The sequence below is a fragment of the Gordonia sp. 11cp genome (assembly GCF_057767225.1).
In genome coordinates, this window is record NZ_CM173437.1 from 1,289,602 (window position 1) to 1,315,077 (window position 25,476).

General features: G+C 67.9%; 25 protein-coding genes. 9 read left to right on the top strand and 16 right to left on the bottom strand.

Annotated features, from left to right (window positions below; genetic code table 11):
- Window positions 1-226: 226 nt before the first annotated feature.
- From AC3B6C_RS05605 to AC3B6C_RS05620, 4 genes are read right to left on the bottom strand one after another with little or no spacing between them, the layout of a single operon-like run.
- Window positions 227-1,834, bottom strand: a complete 1,608-nt coding sequence (locus tag AC3B6C_RS05605) for an FAD-dependent monooxygenase (RefSeq protein ID WP_488375309.1) — start codon at window positions 1,832-1,834, stop codon at window positions 227-229.
- Complete coding sequence (locus AC3B6C_RS05610; protein WP_488375310.1) at window positions 1,831-2,856, bottom strand: ABC transporter substrate-binding protein; 1,026 nt, start codon at window positions 2,854-2,856, stop codon at window positions 1,831-1,833. The genes AC3B6C_RS05605 and AC3B6C_RS05610 overlap by 4 nt, the downstream gene beginning before the upstream one ends.
- Window positions 2,857-2,892: 36 nt before the next feature.
- The gene (locus AC3B6C_RS05615; RefSeq protein ID WP_488375312.1) at window positions 2,893-4,500 is read right to left on the bottom strand and encodes an ABC transporter permease; all 1,608 of its coding nucleotides are present in this window, start codon (window positions 4,498-4,500) and stop codon (window positions 2,893-2,895) included.
- Complete coding sequence (locus AC3B6C_RS05620) at window positions 4,497-5,324, bottom strand: ABC transporter ATP-binding protein (protein WP_488375313.1); 828 nt, start codon at window positions 5,322-5,324, stop codon at window positions 4,497-4,499. Before AC3B6C_RS05620 ends, AC3B6C_RS05615 begins: the two co-directional genes overlap by 4 nt.
- Window positions 5,325-5,479: 155 nt before the next feature.
- On the opposite strand from AC3B6C_RS05620, the gene AC3B6C_RS05625 reads away from it, so the two are divergent.
- Window positions 5,480-6,121, top strand: a complete 642-nt coding sequence (locus AC3B6C_RS05625) for a TetR/AcrR family transcriptional regulator (RefSeq protein ID WP_488375314.1) — start codon at window positions 5,480-5,482, stop codon at window positions 6,119-6,121.
- Between the two features lie 114 nt (window positions 6,122-6,235).
- Here AC3B6C_RS05625 and AC3B6C_RS05630 read toward each other — a convergent pair whose 3' ends face one another.
- Window positions 6,236-7,051 (bottom strand): SDR family oxidoreductase, encoded by an 816-nt coding sequence (locus tag AC3B6C_RS05630; protein ID WP_488375315.1) that lies wholly within the window; start codon window positions 7,049-7,051, stop codon window positions 6,236-6,238.
- A gap of 102 nt (window positions 7,052-7,153) precedes the next feature.
- On the opposite strand from AC3B6C_RS05630, the gene AC3B6C_RS05635 reads away from it, so the two are divergent.
- Window positions 7,154-7,768, top strand: a complete 615-nt coding sequence (locus tag AC3B6C_RS05635) for a TetR family transcriptional regulator (protein WP_488375316.1) — start codon at window positions 7,154-7,156, stop codon at window positions 7,766-7,768.
- Between the two features lie 196 nt (window positions 7,769-7,964).
- Here the strand turns inward: AC3B6C_RS05635 and AC3B6C_RS05640 are convergent, their stop codons facing one another.
- The 9 genes from AC3B6C_RS05640 to AC3B6C_RS05680 all read right to left on the bottom strand — a co-directional run bounded on the left by AC3B6C_RS05640 (window position 7,965) and on the right by AC3B6C_RS05680 (window position 16,373).
- Complete coding sequence (locus AC3B6C_RS05640; protein ID WP_488375317.1) at window positions 7,965-9,158, bottom strand: beta-propeller fold lactonase family protein; 1,194 nt, start codon at window positions 9,156-9,158, stop codon at window positions 7,965-7,967.
- 645 nt (window positions 9,159-9,803) lie between these two features.
- On the bottom strand, window positions 9,804-9,971 hold the full coding sequence (locus AC3B6C_RS05645) for a hypothetical protein (RefSeq protein ID WP_488376424.1): 168 nt from the start codon (window positions 9,969-9,971) through the stop codon (window positions 9,804-9,806).
- A 92-nt stretch (window positions 9,972-10,063) separates the two neighbouring features.
- Window positions 10,064-11,671: a phytoene desaturase family protein gene (crtI, locus tag AC3B6C_RS05650; RefSeq protein ID WP_488375318.1), complete on the bottom strand. Its 1,608-nt coding sequence runs from the start codon at window positions 11,669-11,671 to the stop codon at window positions 10,064-10,066.
- Window positions 11,668-12,609, bottom strand: coding sequence for a phytoene/squalene synthase family protein (locus AC3B6C_RS05655; protein ID WP_014928501.1), 942 nt, complete (start codon window positions 12,607-12,609; stop codon window positions 11,668-11,670). The genes crtI and AC3B6C_RS05655 overlap by 4 nt, the downstream gene beginning before the upstream one ends.
- A gap of 42 nt (window positions 12,610-12,651) precedes the next feature.
- Entirely contained in the window at window positions 12,652-13,221 is a 570-nt protein-coding gene (idi, locus tag AC3B6C_RS05660) for an isopentenyl-diphosphate Delta-isomerase (RefSeq protein WP_014928502.1), read from the bottom strand.
- Between the two features lie 137 nt (window positions 13,222-13,358).
- On the bottom strand, window positions 13,359-14,042 hold the full coding sequence (locus AC3B6C_RS05665) for a CDP-alcohol phosphatidyltransferase family protein (protein ID WP_488376227.1): 684 nt from the start codon (window positions 14,040-14,042) through the stop codon (window positions 13,359-13,361).
- Between the two features lie 19 nt (window positions 14,043-14,061).
- Complete coding sequence (locus AC3B6C_RS05670) at window positions 14,062-14,928, bottom strand: YhjD/YihY/BrkB family envelope integrity protein (RefSeq protein WP_055476415.1); 867 nt, start codon at window positions 14,926-14,928, stop codon at window positions 14,062-14,064.
- A 117-nt stretch (window positions 14,929-15,045) separates the two neighbouring features.
- A complete protein-coding gene (locus tag AC3B6C_RS05675) occupies window positions 15,046-15,681 on the bottom strand; it encodes a LysE/ArgO family amino acid transporter (protein WP_488375319.1) in 636 nt (211 codons plus the stop codon).
- Window positions 15,682-15,755: 74 nt separating this feature from the next.
- Window positions 15,756-16,373, bottom strand: coding sequence for a TetR/AcrR family transcriptional regulator (locus AC3B6C_RS05680; RefSeq protein ID WP_488375320.1), 618 nt, complete (start codon window positions 16,371-16,373; stop codon window positions 15,756-15,758).
- A 93-nt stretch (window positions 16,374-16,466) separates the two neighbouring features.
- Here AC3B6C_RS05680 and AC3B6C_RS05685 point away from each other — a divergent pair, with 93 nt between their 5' ends.
- Together AC3B6C_RS05685 and AC3B6C_RS05690 are read left to right on the top strand one after the other, a co-directional pair.
- Complete coding sequence (locus tag AC3B6C_RS05685) at window positions 16,467-17,513, top strand: ABC transporter permease (protein ID WP_488375321.1); 1,047 nt, start codon at window positions 16,467-16,469, stop codon at window positions 17,511-17,513.
- A gap of 23 nt (window positions 17,514-17,536) precedes the next feature.
- Window positions 17,537-18,442, top strand: coding sequence for a LysR family transcriptional regulator ArgP (locus AC3B6C_RS05690; protein ID WP_044507377.1), 906 nt, complete (start codon window positions 17,537-17,539; stop codon window positions 18,440-18,442).
- Between the two features lie 43 nt (window positions 18,443-18,485).
- Here AC3B6C_RS05690 and AC3B6C_RS05695 read toward each other — a convergent pair whose 3' ends face one another.
- Together AC3B6C_RS05695 and ku are read right to left on the bottom strand one after the other, a co-directional pair.
- A complete protein-coding gene (locus AC3B6C_RS05695; protein ID WP_488375322.1) occupies window positions 18,486-19,820 on the bottom strand; it encodes an MFS transporter in 1,335 nt (444 codons plus the stop codon).
- Window positions 19,821-19,893: 73 nt separating this feature from the next.
- Window positions 19,894-20,901, bottom strand: a complete 1,008-nt coding sequence (gene ku, locus AC3B6C_RS05700) for a non-homologous end joining protein Ku (protein WP_010843141.1) — start codon at window positions 20,899-20,901, stop codon at window positions 19,894-19,896.
- A gap of 192 nt (window positions 20,902-21,093) precedes the next feature.
- Here ku and AC3B6C_RS05705 point away from each other — a divergent pair, with 192 nt between their 5' ends.
- From AC3B6C_RS05705 to AC3B6C_RS05725, 5 genes are all read left to right on the top strand, one after another.
- On the top strand, window positions 21,094-21,519 hold the full coding sequence (locus AC3B6C_RS05705) for a hypothetical protein (RefSeq protein WP_055476421.1): 426 nt from the start codon (window positions 21,094-21,096) through the stop codon (window positions 21,517-21,519).
- A complete protein-coding gene (locus tag AC3B6C_RS05710; protein WP_055476422.1) occupies window positions 21,516-21,782 on the top strand; it encodes a hypothetical protein in 267 nt (88 codons plus the stop codon). Before AC3B6C_RS05705 ends, AC3B6C_RS05710 begins: the two co-directional genes overlap by 4 nt.
- Entirely contained in the window at window positions 21,779-22,189 is a 411-nt protein-coding gene (locus AC3B6C_RS05715) for a DUF5994 family protein (RefSeq protein WP_488375323.1), read from the top strand. The genes AC3B6C_RS05710 and AC3B6C_RS05715 overlap by 4 nt, the downstream gene beginning before the upstream one ends.
- An 89-nt stretch (window positions 22,190-22,278) precedes the next feature.
- Entirely contained in the window at window positions 22,279-24,660 is a 2,382-nt protein-coding gene (locus tag AC3B6C_RS05720) for an ATP-dependent DNA ligase (RefSeq protein WP_488375324.1), read from the top strand.
- A gap of 42 nt (window positions 24,661-24,702) precedes the next feature.
- Window positions 24,703-25,467 carry a dienelactone hydrolase family protein gene (locus AC3B6C_RS05725; protein WP_014928513.1) on the top strand — a complete coding sequence of 255 codons (765 nt, stop codon included), beginning with the start codon at window positions 24,703-24,705 and terminating at the stop codon, window positions 25,465-25,467.
- Window positions 25,468-25,476: the final 9 nt, after the last annotated feature.

A 25,476-nucleotide genomic window follows, 5' to 3' on the forward strand; every position in this document is an offset into this window, starting at 1 on the left:
TCAGCGTGTTCGGGGCGGGACATGCATGCCAGAGATGACGACCAACGCATCATTGGACCATCCTCGCAAGGCAGGACGGGACGATCCACATGTGTAGGTGTGGTCGACTCTGACCGTGCAGCAATGTAGTTCGTGAAGTCTGACGCGAATGTGCAGGGACCAGGAGCACCACCGCTACCACCTGCTCCGCGGCGAGACGCCACCCTGTCGAGGTCCTACTCAAACTTCAGCGCAGCGTTGCACTCGCCGGATCAACCGGTACCGCGGCCCCCACGACGGCGGCGACCACGTGCTGCGGGTCCCAGCAGGCGTCGGACGACCGCCACGCGACGACATGATCGGGACGGACGAGCGCGATTCTGGTGATCGGGTCGAGCCGGTCCACGCGCACGGCGGTGGTCGGGATGCCCCGGTCGCGCGCCGCGGTCAGCAGGGTCGCCGCGTCCCCGGCTGCGTCGTCGACGTAGACGATGGTGAAGCCCGGTCCGAGCACGTCGAACAGAGACCGGCCGTCCGCGAGCCAGCTGTGCGGCAGGCGACGGCCGGGCACGACCTCCTCCCGCCGAGACCAGTCCAGCGGGTCGGTGTCATCCCGGAGGATGAGCGGCGACGGCCCGACGGTGTCGAACAGCGACGTGGCCAGCCGCTCCATCTGTCGCACGACACCCTCGCGAACCGCGGCTTCCCAGGCGATGCGCACCGCGGCGCCCTCCGGGGTCTCGAGTTCGGCGTCGGCGGGCGCAGACGGTGCGTGCCCCGATGTGTCGACCATGCCGACGTAGGCGCGACCGAGCGGGAGCCGCTCGGCGTCGAGAGCGTCGAGGACGGCGCGACCTCCCCAGCCGCGCAACACCGCATCGAGTCGCCACGCGAGGTCCGCTGCGTCGGAATTGCCCAGGTGCAGACCGTAACCGCCGGGCGGCATCGCGTGGGCCGCATCACCGACCAGCAGGACGCGGCCTTTGACGAGGGTCGCCGCGGAGAACGCATTCGCGTGCCACTGTTTCAACTCGCTGGTCCATTCCACGGGTACGTCGGCGCCCACGGCGAGGCGGATGAGCGTGCGCGGATCCCGGTCGACGCCTGGCGCGATCGCATGGAAGTGCATGGTCCAGCGCGACGTCGCATCCTGCTGCAACACCCCGCCGCTGACGTCGGCGTTGGTGAAGTTGTAGCCGTTGTGGCGCCCCTTGCCCATGATGTGACGGAGCAGGACGGAGCGGAATTCGACAGTCCACCGCGTGTCGAATCTGGCGCTCCCCTCGATCTCGATGCCTGCCGTGCGGCGGACGCGGCTGTTCGCCCCGTCCGCAGCGACCACATACGCCGCCGAAATCCGCCGCACCGCACCGTTCGGCCCCTCGAGGCCGATCTCCACGCGGTCCCCGAGATCGACGAGATCATCACGGAACTGCCAGCCGAACAGTGTCTCGACGGTCGGCTCCTCGACGAGCAGACCACGAATGGCCGACTCGACAAGCCATGACGGCGCATTCTGCGGCATCTCCGCCGCGAAGGAGAGGAAGTCCAGAGTCGTCTCGCTGGGAGTGAACTCGCCCACGAGATGCCCGGCCAGGCGGGTGGTCAGAATGTTCGACTTTGGCCAACCCGGTTGCAGCGGAGCGACATCCTTGAGAATCGGCGCGACACCGAGACGGCGGAGGTGCTCCATCATCCGCGCACTCAGTCCGCCGGCGCGCACACCGGGCAGCGGCGCGAGACCACGGTCGACGACGACGGTCCGGATGCTTCGACGTCCGAGGTCGAGAGTCAGCGCGAGGCCCGTCGGGCCGCCCCCGACGACGACGACCTCGACGTCGGCCACAGTGGTCACTCGCTCTCCTCGATCAGTGCGTACGCTTCCTCGACGAGCGAGGCGTCGAACATCTCCGCGTCGGCGGAGACCCCGTCCATGGCCAGCGCCGCGATCGTCTCCTCGATGAGTGCGTCCGACATGGACCGCACCCGCACGTCATCTGAGGGCTGGATGTAGGGATTGGTCAGGGTCGCTTGCTGCAACTGCTGCTCGGGATCGAGATCGAGGTCGGCCCCCGGCCCGCCGACCACGGTGTCGACGGCTGCCTGGGTGTCGGCGATCACGCTCTGCCAGCCGCGGATCTCCGCGGCGAGGAAGCGCACCAGCGCCGACCGCTTATCCGGGTCCTCGAGATCGGCCGTGGCGACCGTGTAGGTGAGGTCCATGGTTTCGCGTCCGAAGTCGCTGAGCAGGAGGAGAACCGGGTCCTTCCCCGCGAGCTCCAGCGCGGCGGGCTGATTGGTCGCGAGGCCGGAGATGGCATCGACCTGCCCGCTGATCAGCGGAGCGGCATCACCCTGGATCGGGACGATGGTCACCTCCGATTCGTCGACGCCTGTCGACTCGAGCCACGCGACGAAGTCCGCCGTCGAAGCCGCGGTCACCCCCACCGACCGCCCGACGAGGTCCGCCGGTTCTTCGATCGGGTCGTCGGCCAGCGAGATCACCGCGGACGGACTGGTCTGATATCCGGCACCGATGATGGTCAGCGGAGCACCCTCGGCGACAGCGTTGGCGGTGTTCGTCGGATTGCTCAGCCCGACATCCGCGGTGCCCTGCACGACCAGGGGTTCGACGTTGACACCGGGGCCGCCCGGAGTGGTCGTCACGGTGAGGCCCTGGTCGGTGTAGTACCCCGAGGCCTGGGCGACGAAGCCGCCGGCGAACTGCACGTTGTTGACCCACCGGTTCTGCACGGCGAGCGTCGAGACCGCGGTCCCGTCGGCGGTGGTGCCGCCGTCGGTGCTCCCGCACGAGCTGAGGATGACGGCAGCGGTCGCCAGCGCGACCGGAGCGAGTAGGGCACGGGTCAGATTCATGACATGTCCTTTGGGAGGGAAGGTGTTTCGTTCGGATCAGGAGAGGCGGCGCAGCACGAGACGCTCGGCGAGAGTGACCGCGGCGAAGATCAGGAGGGAGACGAGGGCGAGGACGACGAAGGCGGACCACATCGTGGTGAAGCGCGATTCCATGCCGCCCTGGATCATCAGGAAGCCGATGCCGTCGCCGGTGATCAACCACTCCGCGCTCATGGCTGCCACGAGGGAGCCGGGAGCCGTGATGCGAAGGGCGCCGAAGAGGGCGGGCAAGGCGAACGGCGCCGTCACCAACCACTGGGTGTCGAAGGCGCCCGCGTTCGCGCTGCGCGCCAGCAGCAGGACGTCCGTCGGGGTGGAGCGGGCCGCCTGCACCAGGGCGATGAGGGTGGTGAAGAACGACAGGACGGCCGCGAGCACGATCGCGGTTGCCGCGCCCGAGCCGACCATCAGGCCGATGGCGGGCGTGAGAACGAGCAGCGGTACCGCCCGGAAGCCGACGACGAGCGGCATCGTGGCGCGTTCGAGCAGAGGCACGCTCAAGATCACCCAGGTGGCCAGGACCGCGACGACGGTGCCACCGACGAGACCTGCGAACGCCTTGACGAGTGTCGGCGCGAGGTAGCCGAGGATCTCGTCGAGATGGGCGCCGGCGTCCGGCGAGGCGACGAGGTATCCCCAGACATCGGCGGGCGACTTCGCGAAGAACGAGTTCAGTCCGAAGCCGCGGAGCGCGAGCACCCAGAGGCCCAGCACGACCAGCACCGAGGTGGCGCCGGTCAGCACGACGGAGGCGATGCGCCTGGCCGGTCCGGTGGTCGGCGCCGCGGCCGCGCGGTACTCGGTGGAACGGGACTGCGCCCACGGCACGACCAGGTCGCGCACCAGCCCGATCGCACGGAAGAGCACTCCGGTGAACGCGGCGCTGACGAGCGCGACCGCCCATACGCGGGGGGCGTCCATGGCCTCGTACGCGGCGATCATCACGCCGCCGAGACCCTCCCCGACGACGAGGTACTCGGACATGATCGTGCCGACGACGGCGACCGGCACGGCGATCATGAGGCTGGAGAAGATCGAGGGCAGGGCCGCCGGCAGACGGACGCTCCACACGGCGCCTGCCGGGCGGCCACCCGCCGCCCGATGCACCTCGAGCATGAGAGGTGAAGCACTGCCGAGACCTGTTACCGTGCCCATGAGGACGATGAAGAACACCGCGAGACCCGCCAGGATCGCGCCCGCGGCGTGGCCGGGAGCGACGATCACCACGATGGGGGTGAGCGCGAGTGCCGGAAGGCTCTCGAGCACGATCGCCGAGCGAACCACCTGGGTGAGCGCAGGCGCCCAGGTCGCAGCAAGGCAGGCGACGGCGATGGCGAGTGCGGCGGCAACCACGAACCCCGAGAGCGCGGCCCCGGCGGTGAGCGGCAGGTTCGCCGTGATCGCGGGGATTGCGTCGACGAATCCCCGTGCGATCGCGATCGGACCCGGCAGGATCTGCGCGCTCTCCAGACCGGCCCACGCCGCGATCTGCCAGAGCACGAGCAGCGCCGCCGTGGCCAGCAGGGGCGGGCCCACTCGCCCGAACCGCACGGGGGCGACGGCGGGTGCGGCGACGGTCAGTGGCGGCGCGGCGGCGGTGGTCACGCGGTCCTCCGCAACTGCTCGCCCTGCATCTCGAAGATGAGGCGCTGCACGTGGTTTGCGATCTCGGTGAAGGCGGGGTCGAGCAGGAGTTCGGGCGCACGTGGACGGTCGAACGGCACGTCGACGACCTCGACGACGCGGCCAGGGTGCGGTGACATCACCACCACCCGATCGGCGAGGAACACCGCCTCCGTGATGGAGTGCGTGACCATCACCGTCGTGGTGCGCTCGTGCATCCAGATGCGCTGGAGCTCGAGATTCAGGCGCTGCCGGGTGAACTCGTCGAGTGCGCCGAACGGCTCGTCGAGCAGCAGCAGCCGCGGATCGGTCGACAAGGCGCGTGCGATCGCGACGCGTTGCCGCATCCCGCCCGAGAGCTGGGAGGGCCGCTTGTCGGCGAATCCGTCCAGGCCCACCAGACCGACGAGTTCGTCGATGCGCTCGGGAGTGATCCGACGACGCGACACGCGCGCGGGGAACGCGATGTTCCGACGGACGGAGCGCCAGGGCAGCAGAGCGGGCTCCTGGAAGGCGATGCCGAGTTCACCGCTGGTCCGGATATCCCGTGGCGATCGGTCGCCGATGGTGACCGAGCCACTCGAGCCGATCTCGAGGTCGGCGAGGATGCGTAGGAGGGTCGACTTGCCGCAGCCGCTCGGGCCCACCAACGCCGTGAACGATCCCGGTGCCAGTTCGACGTCGACGCCGGCCAGAGCTGTGACGGCCTTCGCGCCCGCGCCGTAGGTCTTCGTCAGGTCTCGGACGACGATCGTCTCGTCCAGGCTTCCGGTGACGGCGATCGCCTCGTCGGGTCTCTGAGTCATGACGCTCCTCGCGACAGTTACTGACAACGTGTTGTTAAAGAGAGTCCACGGCGCTGTGGACATTTACAACAGGCTGACGGAAACTGTTACACGGGGTTCACAGCAGCAGTGGCCGAGGTCACGAGCGCCTCTTCGGATTCAACGATCGAGGACGGATGACGAGCGAACAGACCAGGGACGGCAAGCCACGACGCCGCGTGGGGAGGCCGCCGCAGATCACCCGCGAGCAGGTCGTGGAGGCCGCCGTCCGGGTGGGCATCGACCAGCTGAGCATGGTGGGCGTCGCGGAAGCCCTCGGAGTGAATCACTCCACGCTCTACAACCACGTCGCCGGACGTGAGGAGATGGTCGTCCTGGCGGTGGACAGCATCTTCGCGAATGCGCCGTGGCCCGAGATCACCGGGAGCTGGGAGGACGACGCGACCGCGCTGGTGGTCGAGCTGTGGCGCCTGCTGCGCGCGCACCCCGGTCTCGAAGACGAACTGGCCGGGCGATACCGGGTGTCCGAGGCGCTCGAAGAACTGCAGCCGCATCTCTGGGCCTTCGTCGAACGCCTCCGTACCACCGTCGCCCGCAGTGGCCTCGATCCGATCGACGTCATCGCACTGGCCGACATCCTGCTGGAGATCTCGTATGCCCACGGCGCAGCCGGGTGGCGCTCCGACGACCACGATCCGCAGACCCTTCGGGGTGTGGGCGGGACGCTGCGCGACGCGCTCGCGGCGTCACTGTCGCTGCCGCCCGAAGAGATGCTCCGACGAAAGCTCGCCCTCGTGTTCCGCGGGGCACAACGCTGACGGGTCGCGGCTGGTGTGCTGATCCGCGCTATTCCGGGCACATCGGTTCACGGTGATCCGATGATCAGGTAGCGAGATTCCCGGATTCCCATGTGTCCTGGGCGATTCCGAAGTTCACTTCCCTTCGGCTTCGCGGGATACCGGGGCCCATTCGGCCCATTCATTTAGCCGTTGCTGGTAGATGTGCGGGGCGATCTGGGTGGGCTGCTCGCCGAAGAACACGCGCAGTGGCGCCTTCTCTGCTTCGACGATCTTGAGGATGGCTGAGCCGAAGCCGACGGGCTTGGGGCTCGCACCGCCTGCCCGTTGGGCCATGGCATCGTGGATGGCCGCGTATTCGCGCAGTGGTTCGGCGACGGTGGCCGAGGCGCCATTCCAATCGGTGTCGAAGCCCCCGGGCTCGATGAGGGTGACCTTGACTCCGAATCCGGCCACCTCCTGCGCGAGGGATTCGGTCAGTCCTTCCAGCGCCCACTTCGATGCGTGGTAGCCGCCGAGGGTCGGGAAGGCGGCGACGCCGCCGATTGTGGAGATCTGGATGATGTGGCCCGAGCCCTGCTTACGCAGAATCGGAAGTACTGCCTGGGTGACGTGGAAGACGCCGAACAGGTTGGTGTCGAGCTGGTCGCGGAGTTGCTGCTCGGTGATCTCTTCCACGGTGCCGAACAACCCATAGCCGGCATTGTTGACCACGACATCGAGGGTTCCGAAAGACTTGTGCGCCAAGGTGACCGCGTCGAACACCTGGCGGCGATCGGTCACGTCGAGCTGAATCGGAAGAATCGCGTCGCCGTACTTGTCGACGAGGTCGGCAAGGGTGTCGGTGTTGCGCGCGGTGGCCGCGACCTTGTCGCCGTTCTCCAGGGCCGCAATGACGAACTCCCGACCGAAACCCTTCGATGCGCCCGTGACAAACCACACTCTGCTCATGACATTCCTTCCTGGCGAGGTCGCCCCTCTGGCGCCTGAAGACACCATACGCCGATATTGACACCGGGTGTCAAGGCCGCGCCTTGGGGATAGAATGTCGCCATGGAAGAGATCAGGCCGACGCCGATCCGTGAGCGCACCCGCAAGATCGCGCAGACCGAATTGACCGCAGTCGCTCAGGATCTGTTTCTTGCCCAGGGGTTCGAGGACACGACGGTTGAGCAGATCGCGGCTGCGGCGGGGATGTCGAAGCGCACGTTCTTCCGATACTTCGCGTCGAAGGACGATCTCGTCATCGGGAAGTACGACCTGTTCGCCGAGCGGATGGCTGAAGCGTTCGATGCCCGTCCAGTCGACGAGCCGGTGTGGGAGTCCCTGCGTCGAGTCTTCGACATGACGCTGGACTACGTCGAGGATGACCACCAACGGGCGCGCAACGACGCGATGGAAGCAATCGTTCGCACCACTCCACAATTGACTGCGCGATACCTGGAGAAGATGCAGCGCGTGCAGGAGTTGCTGACCGAACGTGTCCGACATCGGCTCGGAGGCGAGTACCTCGAACCCACCGACCCTCGACCCGCATCGGTCGTCGGCGCGGCATTCGCATGTGTGCAGGCGGCGCGACTGGCGTATCTCGCGTCGGACCGTGGTGAACCGTTCGCCCGCTACCTCGACGACGCGATGGCCGCGGTCCGGCAGAACGGAGCCATCTGAGCCGGGCCGGCTCGACTCCCATGCCGACCCGCACCTCGAGGTGATGACCGGTCGCGGGTTCGATCTGACTTGTCGGCGGATCGTCGCCTTCCGGCGACGGTTTGCCTACTCGGTCGCCGGCCGAGTGCGCTGCCGACGCTTCCGGAGGCCGGTTGGCAGGATGCGCAGCGGTCCAGGCGGGTCCGCCGCCGGCCGGCTACCGGCTCGCCAGCGCCGGCGTGAACACCATGGACGGCAGCGGCACCGTCGGCGCGGCGGTCCGCCCATAGGTGAAGCGGTCGTAGACGGCGATCTCGGCCGGAGCGTCGATGACCGGGCGGGTGGTCGTCAGGCCCGACTCGGGTGTCAGGAACGCCCCGCCGAAGGGGCCGGCGATCGTGATCGCGACGGCCGACGCGTAGGTCGGCGGGATGGGACTCGGGTCCTGGATCAGGTACGCCTTGTTCTTGTAGAAGCTGACCGACGTGATCTGGCGCCCGGTCGCGATCCGGTGCACGATCCGGTTGGTGGCGACATCGATGACGTCGATGGTGCCCTCACCGGCGTTCAGCACCCAGAGCTGACGACCGTCGGGGGTGAACTCGGCATTGAACGTGTACGAGCCCGTCTTGATGCTCTCGGCCACTCGTGGCGCACGCGGGTCGGCGACGTCGATCACGTCGACGAAGCCGTGGGTCACGGTCGAGATCGGCAGCGGGATGTCGGAGCCGCCGATGAGGTAGACGCGCCGACCGTCCGGCGAGACCATCGCGGCGAGGCCGATGCTGTGCGGGACGGGGGTACTCGAGACGACCCGGAAGTTCGTCGCGTCGCGCACCTCGAAGGTGCGGTTGTTCGTCACCACATAGATCCAGCGGCCGTCGCGGCTGTTGGCGAACATCATGCCGCCGCCCTTGAGGACCCGCGTGACCTTGCCTTTGCTGGTGTCGATCGCCTGGATGTTTCCTTCGGGCAGGGTGGTCAGCCAGAAGAGGTCGCCGTCGGCGGGAAGTGCCGATCCGCGGTCACCGATGGTGCCCCGGAAGGGGATGACCCTCCGGACGCTCAACGACGCCGTGTCGATCTCGCTGACGAAGTGGTCGGCGCCGGCGACGACGTAGACCGTCTTCTGGTCTGGACTGGCATAGGCCACGCTCGCTCCCTTGGCCTGCATACCGATGTGCTTGATCACGCGGTCCGTCCGTGTATCGAGGACCGACACCACGTTGCTGCCGAACGACGGAAGGAACAGCAGTGGCTGCCGGGACTCCGACTCTGCGGCGGGAGGGTTGTCGGCAAAGGCGCTCGGCGCGCTCACGAACAACAGAGCCAACACGAGAGCGGCGATGATCGAACGCTGGCGGTGGCGGTGGCCGGTCGACGAAGATGTCCTGCTCGTAGCGCTCGACATGGCGTCCTCCTCGACGTGGCCAATATAGGTAAATCATTGTGGACTATAACCAGGCAATCGGTGCTGGTCAATGCCCTAGGGGCTCAACCGTTTGCGCGGCGCCTCGGACCGACACGACGCATTTCATCCCGACCCTCGTTGCAAGAAAATGAGTTTGGCTTCCTAACGACTTCGGTCATCCGTCCATCAGTGACAGGCCGACCCATGGCGGAGTGGACGCCTGCAGGCCAGGCCCCCAGCACAAGGCGGCCGCCCATGGCCAGCACTTGACACTTGCGAAAGTTCCACTGCTGCAGACAATTTGAGAGTGGCGGCCATCAACGATGGTTGACCCTGCACGGGGGTCAGCCGTGCGTTTCGTCGCTCCGGCAGCTGTTTGGCCACCCATGTCTCCGAATCAAGCTGTGCAGCAACGTAATTTGCTTCACTCGACGCGAGCCATGCCGGAAACAACGACGCCTCTGCCACTACCTGTTCGCCGGCAAGACGCACCTCTCGCCTTTCGTGCGACCGCATGCCGCGCCGGTGTACCCACGTCATCGAAGGCGCCGTCCGCGGCACTGCCACGGGTGGGAGGTGCGCAAGAGACGCGCGCCATCGTCGACACGATGCAGCCCTACACCAGGGCCGCCGACAGATTGTTGATCAGACCCGATCGCGATAGGTGTACGCGTGGCCACCCAGGGACGCGGTCACGACCGCCACCGGCACGCGGGAGGCCTGCAGATTCCGGCGCTCCTCGGGGGTGAGGTCCCGGCGGGTCCGCATCCACCGAGGGGCGCGCCATCGTGAGCTCCAACTGGTTCCCTGCATGTCACCCGCACCTCTCGCTGTGAGCACTGTCACGCGCCCGTACCCGGGTGACACGGATTCCAAACCTCGACCGGCGATTCCTTACGCGCAGGTCAGCGGTTCGCGACCGGCATCGGGCCCACCGACCGGTCACCCCGCAGCTTCTTCCGGATGAGTTCGGCGCTGATCAGGCACATCGGCAAGCCGATACCCGGCCGTGTGCTCGATCCCGCGTAGTACAGGCCGTCGACCTTGCGTGACCTGTTCGTCGAGCGCAGAAACGCGCTCTGACGCAGGGTGTGCGCCGGGCCGAGGGCTCCGCCGCACCAGGAGTTGACCGAGTCGATGAAGTCGGCGGGGCCGATGGTGCGCCGGACGACCACGCGATCGGCGAGGTCGGGTACACCCGCCCACTGTCCGATCATCGCGATGGCGCGGTCGGTCACCTTCTCGATGTCGGGGTCACCGCTGCCGTCCACACCGCCGTGACCGAGACCCGGATCGGGCGGAACCGGCACCAGGATGAAGAGGTTCTCCGAATCCGACGGCGCCACCGAGGCGTCGGTGGCCGACGGTTTGCACACGTAGAGGGAGGCCGGGTCCGGCACCCGCGTGGGGCTTTCGAAGATGGCGTCGAAGTTGGTCTTCCAGTCCTCGGTGAAGAACAGCGAGTGGTGCGCCAGTTCGGGCACCTCACCGCGCACTCCGAGGAGGGCGAGCACCGCACCGGGACCGGAAGTGGCGCGGTCCCAGTAGCGCTCAGGGAACGTCTGGAGTTCCCGGGGCAGCAGACGCGTCTCGAGGTGATGAAGATCGGTGGCACCGATCACGATGTCCGCCAGCAGGTCTCGCGAGGTACCGTCGGGCCCTTCGACGCGTACCCCGGCCACCTCGGCACGACGGCGCCACGGTACCCGCCTCGTGCCCGCACGCTCCCGCGTGAGGACGGTGGTCGCTGCGGTCCCCGTGTGGATCCGCACACCCCGCTCGCGGGCCACCCGTTCCAGCGCATCGACGAACGTGGTGAAGCCGCCGTTGGGATATCGCACCCCGTCGGCGAGGTCGAGCCAGCTCATCAGGTGATACATCGCGGGGGTGCGCTCGGGCGATGAACCCAGGAACACCGCCGGATACCCGAGGACCTGCCGGAGTCTGCGGTCGGTGAAACGGGCCGCCACATAGGACTGCAACGACGTCGTCAGCAGGGTGACAAGGGTCTTCGCGTGCCGCAACACCGGTAGACCCAGGAAAGCGCGCGGCGAGTCGAAACTGGTGTACAGAAAGCGTTCCACCGCAAGGTCATAGGCCTGTCGACCGGAGCGCAGATAGTCGTCGAGCGCAGCTCCGGCGCCCGGTTCGATCTGCTCGAAGAGGGCGCGATTGCGCTCGCGGTCGCCGAAGACGTCGATCGGTTTCTCATCGGCGTCCTCGCTGTCGCCGAAGAACACCCGATACCCGGGATCGAGTCGGACGAGATCGAGTTGTTCGGCGGTCGACGTCCCGAGCATCTCGAAGAAGTGGTCGAAGACCTCGGGCATCAACCACCACGACGGGCCGGTGTCGAAGCGGAAACCGTCGCGGTCCCAGGAACCGGCACGACCGCCGAGATCATCGTTCTTCTCGACGAGTTCGACGTCATGCCCGTCGTGGGCGAGGAGGGCGGCGGTGGCCAGTCCGGCGACACCGCCACCGATGACGACAACACGTCTGGGGTCGCTCATGCGTTGATCTTCCTTCTGCGGACGTCGACGGCCTCGGCGCGGGAAGCGGTTCGCGGCATGCCGCGCCGGGCGACGGCGGCCGCCGCGATCCGGGCCTTCCCGGGGTTCGGGATGCGGACGCGGCTGCGGCGGGCCTCCGCGGCCGACGACTCGCGCAGACGAGCGGTCAGTTCGGCGAACAGATCGTGCGCGGTGCACACCGCGACCCGGCTTCCGACCGGGAGGTGCGGGATGGCGGCCGCGGCGGCGCTGAGGTCGAGATCGATGTCGTCCAGCCAGAGCGCCCAGGCGGACTCCGCCGGATCGTCGGGATCGAGGCCGACCAGATAGCGTCGCCCCAGCCCGTCGCTGTCCTCGCCGAAGTCGCGCAGGAAGTTGATCTTCTGGAACGCTGCGCCCAGCCGCTGGGCACCCGGTGCGAGGTGGTCGTACCGGGCCGCCGATTTGGCTTCGTCGGCGACAAACGCGCGCAGGCACATCAGACCGATCACCTCGGCCGAGCCGTAGATGTAGGTGGCCAGTGAGTCGAAGTCGTGCTGGACCTGGGTCAGGTCGCTGCGCATCGAATCGAAGAACGGCCCCACCAGATCGAGGTCGATGCCGACCCGGCGGGCGGTCTGGGCAAAAGCGTGCACGACGAGGTTGCTGCTCGAGCCGGTGACCAGCGCGACGCTGGTCTGCTCTTCGAGCTGGTCGAGCTCGTTGCTGCGGTCGACGAGTCCCTGTTCGGGGCGCGGGGCGTCGACGATCTCGTCGGCGACCCGGACGAGTGCGTAGATGTTCTGGATGTCGCGACGGATCCGCGGGGGCAGGAGCCGCGAGGCGAGCCCGAATGAACTCGAATACGACTTGATGACGAGCGCCGCGCTGGCCTCGGCGACCTCGTCGTACCGCCGGTGAGGTGGGACCACCTCAGTGTGACCGGGAATGTGCATCATCCGACCGCTCCTCGACCTGGTGACTTCGCGGGTTGCCTGACGTCATGAATTCGATGCCCGGGACATCGCCGGATGGGTCTCGTGGACCGAACCGTCGTGACCATTCGGCAGCTGGCGCACCTGTTCGACGAACCACGGGCTGACCGACCACGGGGTGCGTTCGACGAGTGACCACACGTCGGCGACATCGGCCCAGACGTGTTCGGCGACCTCGTCGGGCGCGGGTCGGGGCGTTGCCAGCGGGCGCGCGACGAACACCGGGCAGATCTCGTTCTCCACGATCCCGCTCGCGTCGACCGCCCGGTACCGGAAGTCGGGCAGGACGCAGCGGACGTCGGCGACCTCGATACCGAGCTCGCGCACGGCGTACCGGTGCACGGCGTCGACAACGTCCTCACCCGGACGCGGGTGCCCGCAGAACGAGTTGGTCCACACACCGGGCCAGCTCCGCTTGGACAATGCCCGACGCGTCATGAGGATGCGGCCGTCGACGACGAGGTGGCACGAGAAGGCGAAGTGCAGCGGGGTGTCGAACCCGTGCACCGCCTCGCGGTCGGCGGTGCCGCATGGGCGGCCGTCGGCGTCGGCGAGAACCACCGAGTCGTTGGTCATCGAAGATTTCCTCATCGCGTCGAGATCGTGGAAGCGGGCACCCGCCGTTCCCCATTGTTCGTCACGGGGCATTGTCGTTCAGGGGGCACTTCGTCGCCGACGCCCGATCCGGATGGGGAGCTGTCCGTCACCCGGGATCATCCGAGCCGTCGGGTCTGTTTCCGCACCGCGACTCCGAGCTGGACCGTGCCCACGACCGCGAGTACGGCTCCGGTCACCGCGATGGCTGCGGCCAGCACCGTGACGGTGCCGGAGGCCAGGCCGGTAGCCCACCACCAGGTCGAACACAGCGCGGCGATGATCGCCAGTATCACCCGCGACGGTCGTTCCCACACGGTGACCGCACCCGGCCCGGTCATCCCGACCGCCTGCGCCGTGGCACGGGTCGTCTCGAGGATGAGGGTCAGCACCACGATCGAGACGCCCAGCCACGACGGCGCTCCCACGACCACGACGATGCCGATCAGCATGACGTCGGAGCACCGGTCGGCGACGGCGTCGTTGAGCCGGCCCCACCGCGACGCCGTTCGCGTCTGGGCCGCGATCGCGCCGTCGACGCCGTCGAGCAGCGCCGCCACCAGGATGACCAGTGCGGCGAGCAACGGCCACCAGCCCCCGAGGATCGTCAGACACAGTGCCGTCGCGGTGGCGACCACGCCGAGCACCGTGACGGTGTTGGCGGACACACCGAGCCGTGCGAGCGGGCGCGCGCACCAATGGCTGATCAGCACCCAGCCGCGCACCCACGGGTTCTGCCGCGGATCGATACCGCCGTGGAGTTCCGACCAGGCGTCGAGGGCCTCGTCCCGGGCGGGCTCCATCCGGCCGGCCGCGAGGTGTTCAGGTTCCGCGGACACGGTCCCTCCTCTGCTTCGAGATCGCCTGCCCAACCGCCCATCCGACGATCACGATGACATGCGCGACGTAGAGCCACAGCCCGACCGCCACCACGCCGCCGATCACCCGGAGCCCCCCGTACGGGATACCGACGTCGATCGGCAGGGACAGGAACAGCAGGAAGCCCTGGAAGAACCCGGCGATGAACGACGCGGTCCCGAGAGCCGTGACCGCCGCGACTCCCAGCGTCGGCTCGCCGGGCGTCACCCGCCAGTACACCCACGTCAGCGCGATGGCCACCGTCAGCCAGACGACGATGAACTCGACCACGATCCGCACCACGAGATCCCCGAGACCGCCCGTCCCGCCGCCGTCGGGCGCGAGCGTGGTGAGTGTGCCCGCGACGCCGACGACGACGAAGGCCAGCGGCGGCACGACGACGACCAGCCCCAGCACCCAGATCCGCGACCGCCAGCCGGTGAACCGGTCGTCCCGCGGATACAGCGTCATGCACGCACGGCGAAGTCCCTCGCCGTAGAACGACGCCGGGAACAGCAGCACGACAGCGCTCATCAGCGACAGCCCGGTGCCGATCACGACTGCCTCGTCGAAGACACCGCGGCCGCCCATCGCCGGCGGGATGAGCACGCGAAGCTCCGACAGGGACTCGGCGGCCGACGGGCCGCGCAGCCACGTCGTCGACCAGATTCCGAGGAGCGCCCACGGGACGACGGCGATCGCGGCGAAGTAGGTCAGCGTGGCGGCGGCAGCCGCGAGGTCCCCGCGGCCGAGGGTGGTGCGGACATCCGCCACCAGCGCACGGACGTCGAGCGTCTTCGCGTGCTCGCGGAACGAGGTCTCGCGAGTCACCGTGGGGGCCGATCGGCGCGGTGTCACCCCTCCGGGATACCCGAAAACTCCACGCCTACGCCGCAGTGGCTTGCCGCTGGTCGTGTCGGGCGATCTCCGGACGACTCCGATCCGGCGTCAGATCGAGGCGAACAGAGCCACCGCCATACCCAGCATGATGAGGGCGACGACCGCGTCGAGCACCTTCCACGCACGCGGACTGGCGAAGAACCCGGACAGCCTGCGCGCCCCGCCGCCGAGGGCGGTGAACCACAGAACGCTCGCGATGCACGCACCGAAAGCGAACGCCCACTTGCCGTTTCCGTGTCCGTTCGCGATGGCGCCCATGGTGATGACGGTGTCGAGGTAGACGTGGGGGTTCAGCCAGGTCAGGGCCAGCGCCGTGCCCACCGCGATCCAGCGTCCGGTGGACTCGGCTCCCCTGTCGTCGACCCCGGTGGCCTCGGCCTCGATCACCTCGTTGCTGCGCAGGCAGCGTCTGACGGCCAGCACCCCCAGCGCCCCCACATAGAGTCCGCCGGCCACCTTGGCGAACGTCACCACCTCCGGATGCGCGCCGACGAGGGCGCCGAGTCCGGCGACACCCGCCACGATGAGGACGATGTCGGAGACCGCACAGACCGCCACGATCGACGCGGTGTGTCGGCGCGCGACACCCTGGCGCAGCACGAAGACGTTCTGGGGTCCGATGGCGATGATCAGGCCGGCTCCGGTCAGGAGTCCGGCGAGCGCGGGAACGAGATAGACGGTCACGGGGACGACGTTAGGAGCGCCCACCTGCCTCAGTACAGCGAAAGTTTCTCACGAATCAACAGCTGAGCTTCAGGTTAGGTCGCGTCGTCGCCCAGTCCCGCGACGCGCAGGACCGCGCAGAACGCGTCGATGTAGTCGTCGATCTCCACGTCGCCGACCAGTCCCTGCTGCACGACCGCTCCCTGCATGACCGACACCATCACCTGGGCGAGGATCGTGGGTTCCGCGGGCAGTTCGTGACCCGCCGCCCGCCAGTCCGTCAAGACGCGCTCGAAGACCCCACGCAATCCACGGACGATGTCGCCCACGGTCTCGCGAAGGGCGGGATTGTTCGAGGCCTCACCCCACACCGTCAGAACCATCCGGAAACCGTCGGTCAACGGGGCGATCTCGAGCAGGATCCGTTCCGCGAGCGAACGCACCGCGGCCTCGGGTGAGGCGGGTCGGGCCCCCGGGTCGTCGAAGCCATTGATGCCCGTCTCGTATGCGACGAAGATCGACCGCGCGACCGCGGCGATCAGCTCCTCCTTCGAGGAGTAGTACGAGTAGACGGCTCCCGCACTGAGCCCGGATTCCCGGATCACGTCGGACATCGACGCGCGGTGGAACCCCTTGTCGATGAAGCAGCGGCGAGCGGCGTCGAGAATCTGCTGACTTCGTTCGAGCTTGCGTTCGTCGCTGATCTTCGGCATGCGGACAGTCTAAAACGAATATTCGTTCTTGATTCCAGCCTACGGTCGGCGCATACTCTTCAAAACGAAGGCTCGTTCTTTTTAGGAGATGTCATGACCACCGAGCTGCACCCGACGGATACCCGACCAGATGGCCCCGGCACGACCGCGGGACCCGCGTCAGGCCATGCACCGAGCTGGCGGCAGGTGGCGGCGATGATCGTCGGAATCCCGACGCTCGTGGTCGCGATCGCCGCGATGTTCGTGTCGCTGGCCGTCGATCCCGAACCACACGAGGCCCCACTGGGTCTCGTCGCACCTCCGGCCGCCGCGCAGACGATCGAGTCGGCACTCGCCGAGCGGGCGGGCCCCGACGCCTTCGTCGTCGAACGATTCACCGACGTCGACGACGCCCGCGCCGCGATCGAACGGCGCGATCTGGTGGGCGCGATCGCGGTCGGACCCGGCGGGGTCACGGTCCTGACCGCAGAGGCGGGATCCCCCGTGCTGGCGCAGGTCGTCTCCGGGGTGGGCAGTGGCATCGCCACCGCTCAACGCGTACCCGTCGCCATCGAAGCAGTCGTCCCCACCCCCGAAACCGACGCCCGCGGAACCGGTTTCGCCGCCGGATTGTTGCCGTTGCTGATCGCCGGCATGGCACTGGGCGGAGCAGCGGCGGTCGCGCTGCGCGGGCGCGTCGCGATGCAGGTGACGTTGGCGGTCCTGGGTCCGCTGATGGCCGGCTTCGGCTTCGCGGCGACATGGTCATGGCTGGGCGTCATCGACGGTGGAGTCGGCGCCGTCGGTCTCGCCGCGGCGCTGATGATCGGTGCGATCACCTGGTTCACGGTCGGCGCGGGAAGCCTTCTGGGTACCGCGGGTGTCGGGGTGTCCGCGCTGGTGATGGTGCTGATCTCCAACCCGCTGTCGGGTCTGGCGTCGTCCCCGTACCTGCTCCCCGCCCCGTGGGGAGCGATCGGACAGTGGCTGCCACCCGGCGCAGGCGGCACGCTGCTCCGCTCGGTCGCGTACTTCCCGGCCGCGAGCATCACCGGAGAAGCAGCCGTGCTCGTCGGCTGGGTGGCGATCGGCGCCGGACTGCTCGCACTCGGGGTGATGCGCGGGCGCCGGGCCGCCGAGCCGAGTTCCGTCCCGGCCTGATCCGGGTCGTCTAGCCTCGGCTCGTGGACATCAGCCAGGAAGGCCTGCGCACGCTGGCCGCGGTGCTGCGCGAGGGAACGTTCGACGCCGCGGCCACCGCCCTGCACATCACCCCGTCGGCGGTGAGCCAGCGGATCAAGGCGCTCGAGTCCGCTGCCGGCCGGGTCCTGTTGCGGCGGACCAAGCCCGCGACCGCCACCCCTGACGGCGAGGTGCTGGTCCGCCTGGCCAAACAATGGGAACTCCTGCTCGCCGAGACACGAGCCGAGTTCGTCGGCGCCCCCGACGACGACGGGCTGCCACTGGTCGAGCGTCCACGCATCCACCTCCCGATCGCCACCAACGCCGATTCCCTCGCGACCTGGTTGCTGCCGGTACTGGCACAGTTCCACCGGGAACACGCGGTGGCGGTCGAGATCTTCCGCGACGACGAGACACGCAGCAGCACCCTGCTCCGCACCGGCGACGTGCTCGCCGCGGTGACCTCGGAGCCTCTGGCGATTCGCGGGTGTGCACTCCAGTCGCTCGGCACGATGCGCTATCTGCCCGTTGCCACAACGGAATTCATCGAGACCTGGCTGCCCGACGGACCCGACGCCGATTCCCTGGCCCGCGCCCCGATGGTGCAGTTCGACCGCAACGATCACATTCAGCGGAACATCTCGGCGGCCCTCGCGGGCCGGCCCGTCGACCCGCCGGCGGTCTACATCCCGGCGTCGACCGAATACCACCGCGCCGTCACGCTCGGGATCGGCTGGGGCGCTGTCCCCGTCGTCCAGATCGCCGAGGCTCTCGACGCGGGTCGCGTCCGCCTCATCGCCGACCACCACATCGACGTCCCGCTGTACTGGCAGTACTGGAAGCTGAGTTCACCTCTGCTACAAGCACTCACGGCAAGTGTCGTCGAAGGCGCCGCCCGTGTTCTCTAGAGCCGATTCCATAGCCCGAAGCCGCGGTTCGCGCGATTTCGGACTATAGGACGGCGGGGTCGACCAGCTTCGGGTGCGCGTCGTCGACGAGGGGGTTCTCGATCTCGTCGCGCCACATGCGCGCGGCGACGTAGAAGGCCCACGCGATCGGCACCGGTAACAACCCGGCCAGCACGAACGTGGCGGTCAGTCCGATGGCCGAGGAGACGGGGGCGGCGATCGCCATCGACACCGGCATCAGCGCGACCGACACGAAGAAGTCGAGGCTGGCGATGCGACCCAGCAGCGCGGGCGGGACCCGACGCTGTAACAGCGTCCCCCACAGGACCATCGGGCCGTCGAACAAGATGCCCATGGTCACCCCGGCGGCGATGAACATCCAGGTCGAATCGGCGAGACCCATCAACACCAGCGGCAGGCTCGAGAACGCCCACAGCGAGAACATGACGGTCAGGTACCGGCGCGGCATCGGGATCGAGGCGAAGACCAGCGACGCCGCGGCCGCACCGAGCCCGAATCCGGCCAGAACCCAGGCGTGCTGGGTCGCACCTCCGTCGATGCGCTCGCGCAGCGCGAACGGGACGAGGACCTCGATCGGACCGAGCGTCGCCAGCACCAGCACACACGCGAAGAGCAGCGTCCCCCACAGCCACGGAGTCCGCGCCATGTAGACGAATCCCTCGGCCAGGTCGGTCACGATCCGGCGGACGCCGGCGCCCTCGACCGCCACTTCCGGCTGGTCCTGCGCCGCCTCTCCGAAGCGCCGTGCGGTGACCGGCGACATCGCGAGATAACAAGCACCGGAGGCGATCGCCGCGATCGCCGCCATCAGCACCGCGGGTCCCGGCGCCCAGGCACCGATGACGGCACCGGCGACCATCGGGCCGACCGCCTGAAAGACGACGGGACGGAAGAATCCCTCGATCCCGTTGGCCGCCTGCAGTTCCGAAGGCGCGACGATGCCGGGCAGGAGCGCCGAGTAGGCGGGGTAGTACATCCCGGTGGTGATACCGCCCAGCAGCGACGCCAGCACCACATGCCAGAGTTGCAGCACACCCGTGATCGACGCCAGACCGATCGCACCGAACGCGACCATCTTCGCGGCCTCGAGCCCGATCATTATGTGGCGCTGCGAGATACGGTCGGCAAGCACACCGCCGGCCAGTGTGGAGAACAGCATCCCCACCGCGGCCGCGCCGGTGGCCAGCGACACCTGGCCCGGGCCGCCACCGAGCGCGATGACCTGCCAGATCACCGCGATCGTCCACACACCGTCGGCGAACATCGCGAGGATCAGTCCGGACGCGAGCAGCCGGTACTGCCGGCGCGCGAACGGCAACAGCGCGCGGGGCAGACGGGAGTCGACGGCGGATGTCACCCTTCGAGCTTGCCCGAACCGCCAGGCGGAGTGCCAGCCGATTTTCGCAAACGCCGGTTCTCCGGTGGAGCGGTCAGCTCGCCTTCCGCGAGGACTTCTTGGCGGGGGACTTCTTGGCCGTCGTCTTGCCTGCCGAACCGCCCGAGGACGTCTTCTTCGCGGTCGACTTGGCGGCCGCCTTCTTGGCCGGGGCCTTCTTCGCGGCGGTCTTCGCCGCAGCCTTCTTGGCCGGCGCCTTCTCGGCCCCGGTGCCCTCCGTGCCGGTGTCCTTCGAGTCGGTGTCCTTCGAGTCGGCGTCCGAACCCCCGCGGTCCTTCACCGAGGCACGCAGTGCGGCGAGGAGATCGGCGACGTCGGAGTCGTCGGTGTCCTTGTCCTCGTCGTCGGATTCGGGGAACGCCTCGCCCCCCTCGGACTTCGCCTCGATGAGCTTGGTCAACTCGTTCTGATAGGTGTCCTCGAACTCCGAGGGGTCGTAGTCCGACGCCATCGACTCGATCAGGGACGCCGCCATCTGTAGTTCCTGATCGCGGATCTCGGTGTCGTCGTCGAGGAAGCCGAAGTCGGGTTTACGGACCTCGTCGGGCCACAACAGGGTTTGGAGCGTCATCACGCCGTCGACGACACGCAGCGCGGCCACGCGGGTGCGGTTGCGCAGGGTGAACGAGGCGATCGCCAGCCGGTCCGTCTCCTCCAGCGCTTTCGCCAGCAGGACGTAGGCCTTCGGCGACTTCGACGACGGCTCGAGATAGTAGGGCTTGTCGAAGTAGATCGGGTCCACCTGCTCGGCGGGCACGAACTCCAGGATCGAGATCTCGGGGCTCTTCTGCACCGGCAGCGACGCGAGGTCTTCCTTGGTGAGGATCACCGTCTCGCCGGACTCGGCTTCGTAGGCGTTGGCGATGTCGCCGTAGTCGACCTCGGTGTCGGTTCCCTCGCGCACGCGGCGATAGCGGATGCGGGTGCCGTCCGACGAGTCGACCTGGTAGGACTTGCGGTCGTGGCTCTCGGTCGCCGAATAGACCTTGACCGGCACATTGACCAGACCAAAGCTGAGGTCGCCCTTCCAGATCGAGCGCATGGATGCCATTCTGCCAGGACTTGGGCTCTGATGGCGGTAGGGAACGGCAATCCGGGTGGCGAGCACCGCTCCGGAGTGGATTTCCGGGTGTAGGCTGGGCGATACACCGGATCTCATATCTGGCGGCATTCTGCCAGCGCCCCGGTGCCGTATGGCCGCTCGACGTTGGCGGTCAGGCAGGGCGGTCGCCCAATGATCACCACCTCGCGAATTCTCGACACCGCCCCACGCAGCCGTCTGTACGGACACACAGGGGACTATCACCGGGCGCGTCCCGGGCATTCTCACCATCCGGACATCGTCGTCTCCGGTATCCAGGAGGAGGATTCTCGGCGCGTACCCGGTGACACGCTGGCCGAATGGGACGTCTGGTTCGCCCCCGCCACCGCCGCGACCCCGGGACGACCCGTCGGTGATGTGCTCGCCCGGCGCAACGTGAGACGCTCCCGCCATTCACGCACAGCGACTGTCGACGACGACTCCCACCCGGTCATCCTCTTGGCGACCGACGTCCACCGGTCGTTCGCCGAAGAGATCTGGCAGCACGTGATCCTGGCGGCAGAACGCGGCGGGACTCTCTCGGATGTGCTGATCGAAGCGGACTCGGCACGCCGATGACGACACGAACCGATCTCCCGCCCATCACCCGCAAGCTCAACTCCCAGCTCCTCGGCCTCGCCGCCGGCAGCTCGCTCGACCCCGAGACCGCGGCTGTGATCAAGGACCTCGGCGCCCACATACTCAGCGCCGTGGCGGAATTGGAGAACGACCTCATCATCGCCAAGGCCGCGACTTCCTCCCCCTCCCCCGCCGCCCCCTCCGCCTCCGCGATCCCGGCGAATGGCCGGAACGGACATCAACCCCAGGAAAGCACCTCATGACTCCAGATGCCTCACCCTCGTCACGGATACAGTTCAAACCCGCCGGATCAGACCGCGGCTCGGTCGACGGAGCGTGGTGGCCCCACACCCGAGACCTCGCCGACGAGACGCGCGCAATCGCACCCGCGATCGAAGAACACCTGAAACGACTCGAACGCGTCGGCTACGCCGTCCGCGATTGGGAATCCTCCGACACCACCAAGATCGCGATCGACGGAAAACGGATCAGTCTGGAAGGGTTCACGGTCTGGACACCGGCAACCGTCAGATTCACGGGCGCCGCGAATACGCTCACACTCGCGGTGATCCCCCCGGACACCGATGCACGGACCGCGCGCGAGATCATGACGCGAGCCACCGACAAGCACAGCACCGGAAGCGCTTCGACGCTCCTCAACCCGACATAATCGGCGGGTCCGCCGGCGCCGCTTGTGGCGAGGCAGCTGAATCCGCCGGCCGGTGACCCATCCAGCCGACATTGTGGACAATGGGGGACATGGCAGGCGGCGAGATTCTGGAGGTCGACGGCCGCCGGATCTCGATCACCAACCTCTCGAAGGTGCTCTATCCGGCGACCGGGACCCGCAAGTTCGAGGTCATCGACTACTACTCGCGCATCGCCGACGTCCTCCTCCCCCATGTACGCAATCGCCTGATCACCCGCAAGCGGTGGCCCAACGGCGTCGAATCGACCCCGTTCTTCGAGAAGAACGTCCCCGAGAGCGCGCCCGAATGGATTCGACGCCACGGCATCCAGCACAGTGAACGGGTCATCTCCTATGCGATGGCCGACGACCGCGCCACGCTGGTCTGGCTCGCCCAGATGGCCGTGCTCGAGATCCACACACCGCAGTGGCGGCTCCCCATGGGGCCCGACGGAGCGCCCATGGCCAACCGCATCGTCTTCGACCTCGATCCCGGTCCACGGGTGCCGCTGCACCGGACCGCGGAGGTCGCGTGCGAAATACGCAACTGGCTCGGCGGGGCGACCACCTACCCGGTGACCAGCGGCGGCAAGGGCATCCACCTCTACGCACGGCTTCCCAAACCCGTGACGTCCGACGCGGCGCGCAAGGTGGCACAAGAGGTCGCCAACGAGTTCGCGCGCCAGCACAGCGATTTCATCACCGCCAAGATGTCCAAGTCGCTGCGCGACGACAAGGTCTTCATCGACTGGAGCCAGAACAACGCCGCCAAGACCACCCTCGCCCCCTACTCGCTGCGTGGTCGCGAGCAACCGTGGGTGGCGGCGCCTCGCACCTGGGAGGAGATGGAGGACCCGAAGCTCGCCCAGCTGCTCTACACCGAGGTGCTCGACCGGGTCGACGAGTTCGGCGATCTCCTCGACGGTCTCGACGACCCCTACCGCGACGCCGATGACGGCGGGCCGGAACCCGTTGTCGAGCCCGCGGCGGGCCAGGTCATCAATCTGAAGGAGTACCGGCGCAAGCGCGACCAGTCGAAGACGCCCGAGCCTTTCGGCGACGAGGTGTACCGGCAGCGCGTGGAGTCCGAGAGTCCCTCCGATGAGCCCGATTCCACGGACTCCCCGACGGACCGGGCACCGATCTTCGTGATCCAGGAACACCACGCCCGACGCCTGCACTACGACTTCCGCCTCGAGCACGACGGCGTCCTGGTGTCGTGGGCGGTGCCGAAGAACCTGCCCACCGATCCCGATCAGAACCGGCTCGCGGTGCAGACCGAGGACCACCCCATGGACTACGCCGACTTCGAAGGCGACATCCCGGCGGGCGAATACGGCGGCGGGCACGTGTCCATCTGGGACAAGGGCACATTCGAGCTCGAGAAGTGGCGGGACAAGGAGGTCATCGTCCGCCTGCACGGCGAGCGCGTCCAGGGGCGGTACGCGCTGATCCGAACCGGGGAGAAGAACTGGCTCGCCCACCTCATGAGCGACGAGCCGCGGCCGATCGTCCCCGACAGCCTCACCGATCCACGCCCGATGCTCGCGACCGATGAGTCGATCGACGGTCTCAACGGCCGCGACTGGGCGTTCGAGGGGAAGTGGGACGGGTACCGGCTGCTCATCCGCTCGGTCGGCGGCGACTTCCGGCTCACCTCCCGATCAGGCATCGACATGACCGCCGACTTCCCCGAACTCGCCGGTCTCGCAGACGATCTCGGGCTCATGGACGTGGTACTCGACGGCGAGGTCGTCGCCATCGACTCCTCCGGACGCACCAACTTCACCCTCCTGACCTCGCGCCGGCACACCGACGAGCCGTACTCGCTGCGGTTACACCTGTTCGACATCCTGTTCCTCAACGGCTCGTCGCTGCTGCGCAAGCCGTGGTCGGTCCGGCGCGAGCTCCTCGAGGAACTCGCACCCGCGTTCCGCAACTCCGCCTTCGTCGAAGTTCCGCCGCTGCTCCCCGGCCCGGGATCGGCCGCTGTCGAGTACAGCCGCGAACACAATCTCGAAGGCGTTGTCGCCAAACGCCGCAACTCGGTGTACCAGCAGGGGCGTCGGTCGACGACCTGGCTGAAGCACAAGAACTGGAGCGACATCGAGGTCGTCGTCGGCGGATATCGACCGGGGCGCGGCAACCGCGCGCACACCATCGGCTCCCTGCTGATCGGTCTGCCCGAGGAGACGGGACTGCGCTACGTCGGTCGGGTCGGCACCGGTTTCACCGACGCCCAGCTGCGTTCGCTCGCCGAGGAACTCGGCCCGTTGGAGATCTCGCGGTCGCCGTTCCTGGACAAACTCGACCGCCCGGTCGAGTCGAGTGCGGTGTGGGTACTCCCCAAGATCGTCGGCGAGGTCCGTTTCATGGACTGGACGACGGCCGGACACCTGCGTCACCCCAGCTGGCGGGGAATCCGCCGGGACAAACTGCCCGGCGACCTCTGAGCTGCGACGGCACTGCGACCGGACGAGAACAGGAGCGTGGACATGACCGGCGAGACGATCACCATCGCCGCGGCCGACGATGACACCGATGCCTATGTGGCCCGGCCTGACTCGTCGTCACCCGGCGCCCTTCTACCCGGCGTGCTGTTCCTCACCGACGTGATCGGACTACGACCTCGGATCGAGGCCATGGCCGACCGCATCGCGTCGTGGGGTTATGTCGTGCTGGTACCGCACCTGTTCCACCGGTTCGGGTCCCCCGCCGACTGGGCACCCACCGAGGATCTCCTGCTACCCGAGGCTCGGGCCGCGTTCTTCGGATCCGCGATGCCTCGGGCGCGGACCCTCACCCCCGACGCGGTGCGCCCCGACCTCGTCGCCTACCTCGACGCGCTGCGCTCCCTGCCGGGCGTCGCGCCCGGCCCGATCGGTGTCACCGGCTACTGCATGGGCGGTCGGCTCGCGCTGAACATCGCAGCCGCCCGGCCCGACGATGTGGCCGCGGTCGGCATGTTCCACACCGGCGAACTCGTCACCGACGACCACGACAGTCCGCACCTGCATCTGGTCGGCATCAACGCATTCGTCCTCGCGATCCACGCCGACAGGGACCGGTCGCTACCCGCCATGGCAGTGGCCCAGTTCGAACACGCCCTGATCGGCGGGGGCGTGGCGCATTCGGCGACCGTCTACCCCGGTGCACCGCATGGCTATACGATGTCCGACCTGGAGGCCTACCACCACGAGGCCTGCGAACATCACTTCACCGAACTCGAGGCCCTGTTCGGCAGGACCTTGTCCGAGTGAGTCGGTCGC